Source organism: Rhodococcus sp. O3, from assembly GCF_048897285.1.
Classification (GTDB): Bacteria; Actinomycetota; Actinomycetes; order Mycobacteriales; family Mycobacteriaceae; genus Rhodococcus.
Map to the genome: position 1 here is coordinate 1 of NZ_JBMBTE010000242.1, position 3,709 is coordinate 3,709.

The 3,709-nt window shown below is 69.5% G+C and carries 4 protein-coding genes and 1 pseudogene; all 5 read right to left on the reverse strand.

Annotated features, from left to right (window positions below; genetic code table 11):
- Positions 1–157 (reverse strand): annotated as a pseudogene (locus ACN675_RS28315) (sensor histidine kinase); the annotation flags it as partial.
- A gap of 255 nt (positions 158–412) precedes the next feature.
- Complete coding sequence (locus ACN675_RS28320) at positions 413–1,015, reverse strand: hypothetical protein (protein ID WP_420753981.1); 603 nt, start codon at positions 1,013–1,015, stop codon at positions 413–415.
- Positions 1,012–1,692, reverse strand: coding sequence for a hypothetical protein (locus ACN675_RS28325; RefSeq protein WP_420753982.1), 681 nt, complete (start codon positions 1,690–1,692; stop codon positions 1,012–1,014). Before ACN675_RS28325 ends, ACN675_RS28320 begins: the two co-directional genes overlap by 4 nt.
- A gap of 68 nt (positions 1,693–1,760) precedes the next feature.
- The gene (locus tag ACN675_RS28330) at positions 1,761–3,395 is read right to left on the reverse strand and encodes a Na+/H+ antiporter (RefSeq protein WP_420753983.1); all 1,635 of its coding nucleotides are present in this window, start codon (positions 3,393–3,395) and stop codon (positions 1,761–1,763) included.
- A 176-nt stretch (positions 3,396–3,571) separates the two neighbouring features.
- On the reverse strand, positions 3,572–3,709 hold a 138-nt coding region (locus ACN675_RS28335), incomplete at its 5' end, for an antitoxin (protein ID WP_420753984.1).

Sequence of the window (3,709 nt, forward strand, 5' to 3'; positions counted from 1 at the left end):
GCGGTCGCGCGGCGAGCGAGGCGGTGTGCAGTGTCGCGTGCACGGCACGTTCGGCGGGGGTGGTGACGACGCGACGGGTCCGTGCCCACACCGCGGCGATACCGCCGGCGAGGATCGCGGCCACCACGACGAGCGCGACGACGACAGTGCCGGTCACTGCTCACCCCACCGGGCCGGGCGCTGCGGTCGTGGATGTTCGAACACGTCGGTCGCGATCATGCATACAAACCTAGGGCGTGTCTCCCGATCCTTCTTTTCCGAGCGAATGTATCGCTCAGTCGGTTGAAGGAGACGAGCGGTACATTCGCTCGGAAGGAAGGGGGCGAGGGCGGCGATTGGGCGACAGGTGCGCCGAAGTGGGGATCGGGAAACATGCCCCGTGACGCCGGACGCCGCGGACCGCGGCAACGCGTCAGGCGGGTCGTGCCCGCGCGGAACCGACGAGCGGCACCGGTTCCCTCATCGGCGCCAGCGCTCCCACCGAGAAGGTCCTTCGACGCTGCAGCACGGTGCCCACCGGCCGCACCGCGAACGTGACGGTCACATCGCACTCCCCGAAGCGCAGGGCGGTCAGCGCCCCGGATTCGACGACCGCGACGACACCGTGGAGATCGTATTCGGCGGTCAGGTCGAGGTCGACGCGACCGACGAGCACGCCGTCGAGGCTCAGTTCGACGGACGGATGCTGGTTCGCCGTGATCCGCGTGCTGTCCAGCGGCACAAACTGTTTCGTGCCGGTGAGGGATGTGGTGGCTGCGTCGCGCAACCGCCGGTAGCGCTGCCACCCCTGCGCGAACAGGTCGTCGAGGCCGACCTCGAGCAAGTCGGCGATCGCGGCGGCCACCTCCACGTCGACGGCGGTGAGCACATCCGGGGTGATCGCGTTCAACGCCCGCACCGCGGCACGGACCGCGCCCAGCCGGCCGAGGACGTCGGCTACCGCCGCGGCCGACCGGTCGGGAGGGACGCCCGGCAGCAACACGGTGCGCGCGGTGATCGCGTTCGGATCGGTCATGGGCTGTCTCCTGTCGTCCGGATGTCCCACGGGTGGGAACGGAAATCGATCCCGACCGCCGGGCCTGCCCGGTCCTCGACCGTGGTCCGCGGATTCCGGTCGGGACGGGCGACCGCGCGTACCTCCGGAGTCCTGTGCCGAGTCCGGCGTTCACCCGGCCGTCGAAGTCGCGTGACGAGCACCGCCGCGGCGAGTGCTCCTACCCCGGCGCCGAGTCCGGTCAGCGCTACCGTGGGCGTGCTCTTGGGAGCGGGAGGCTGGGTCGCGGGGGTGGGCGGGTCCGGCGGTGCGGCCACGGTGACCGGCGATCCGGCCGATACCGTCACCGTTTCGGTGACCGTGCCCGGTGGCTGCGCCCGGTTCTCCGTCACGGTCTCGGCGATGGTTTCGGTCGCAGTCCCGCCCACTTCTACTGTCTCGGTGACGGTTTCGGTCCTCGTCTCGTACACCGTCTCGTACACCGTCGCGGTCTCGTACACCGTCGTGGGCACGTACACCGTCTCGGTCACCGTCGTGGTCGACACGATCACGTCGCAGCACGAACCCGAATCCGGGTCCGACGGGTCTTGCGCTCCCGCACGGGTCGCCCCGAGGAACACGAGACCGAGCGCAACCAGACCCATGCCGATCGCGGCAGCCGCTCCGCGCCGCCCACTCGTCGCCCCCGTATTTCGCATGTTCCCAGCGTCTTCCGGCGACGTCCGGGACACACGCGTAGTGCACTACCCGATTTCTGCCGGACAGGTCACGTCCGGCCGCGGCGATCGATCCGTTCCTCCGCGGCGGCCTCCTCGACGTCGAGGCTTTCGAGTTCGACGCGGAGGGTTTCGTCGTCCAGCGTTCCCTCGTCGCGCGCGGCGATCAGGGCGGTGCGCTGGGCGCGCAGGATCGAGCGCCGGAATTCGTCGAACAGTGCGCTCGCGTCGAGGTTGCGGTCGTCCTCGTTCTCCGATTCGGCGGCCTGGGCCTCGACGCGGGCCTGGATGGATCGGCGCACCCGTTCGAGGATGCGGCGCACGGACTCGGCGTCGAACCCCGACGGCGGGTGCTCCGCGAGGTTCCGGAGTTCGCCGTGGGCGGCGGTTTCGACGATGGATCGGGCGAGGGCACGCTGCTCCTCGGTGCGGAGCCGCTCGTACGGGTCGTGCACGTCGAGCCTGCGGATCAGGGCGGGCATGGTCGCGCCCTGGATGAGCAGGGTTCCGACGGCGACGACCAGCGCGATGAGGTGGATGATGTCGCGACCCGGGAACGGTTCGCCGGACTCGAGCACGAACGGGATACCACCGGCGGCAGCGAGGGTCACCACCCCGCGCATTCCCGCCCACGAAACGACCAGGTGTTCGCGGAAACTCAACCGGTCGCGGCCCAGCCGGACCAGCCCGATGTCGCGGGTGATGCGGCGGCGTCCCCAGTTCAGCAGGCCCCACGCGGGTCGCACCGCCATGACCACGACGAGCACCGCGAGCGCGTACAGCAACGCGAGAGCGACGTCGTAGCCGTGGTTGGTCACATCCTCGAGCACGAACTTCAGCTGCAATCCCATGTACGCGAAGACGAACATCTCGAGCAGGAGATCGAGGCTCTCCCACACGTAGCGTTCCTGGATCCGCGTGTTCACCGACGCGTCGGTGGCGCGGTGCCCCATGTACAGGCCGGCGGCGACCACGGCGAGCACCCCGGACGCGTGGATCTCCTCGGCCGCGAGATAGGCGGTGAACGGAAGTACCAGTCCCAGAGACGTTTCCAGTGGCGAATGGTACATGCGGAGCCGAACCTGATGCACGACCACCGCGAGCACGAGCCCGACGGCGACACCGCCGGCCACCTCGTAGCCGAAGAACATGACCGGAGAGTCGAAGAACACCCGGGTGCCGGCGACCGTCGACACCGCGACCGTGAACAGGGTCAGGGCGGTCGCGTCGTTGACGAGTCCTTCTCCGGTGAGCACCGCGATGACCCGTTTCGGCAGTCCGAGTTTCTGCCCGACCGCGACGGCACTGACCGCGTCGGTGGGGGCGACGACCGCGCCGAGCACGAGCGCAGCGCCGAACGTCAGCTGCGGGACGAGCCATTCCGCGAAGAACGCGACCGCGAAGGCGGTCGCGAGGACGGTGACGATGCCGAGTCGCAGGATCGGCGACAGGTAGCGCCGGAAGGTGGGAACGGAGAACCGCAGCGCCGCCGAATACAACAGCGGCGGAAGCACGACACCGAGAATCACGTCGGGTTGCAGTTCCAGCCGGGGCAGTCCGGGGATGAACGACGCGGCCGCACCGATCGCGACGAGCACCAGCGGCGCCTGCAGATTGCGCCGGGCTGCCAGTCCGGTGACGGCGATCGCCGCGATGACGACGAGGAGTATCCAGGTCCCGTTCACGGCAACGATTCTGCTCTGCCGCGCGCGGCGATGACGGTCGGTGGTTTCGGTCAGGAGGCCGGATTCGGGGTGTTCGCGCAGCTAGCGGACACACGCGCCCGTTCGTACGTGTGCGCGTGTCCGACAGCTGCGCGACTCACGCGCGCCGGTCGATTCCGGCGCGCGAGCCTGTCGGATCAGGCAGTGCCGAGGGCGTTCTTCGCGGCGTTCTCGGCAGCATCGACCTGGCCGGAGAACTTGCCACCGGTCTTGTCGTCCGCGAGGTCGCCGGCCTTCTCGATCGCCTGGTTCACCACGTCGGGGTGGTCGGCGGC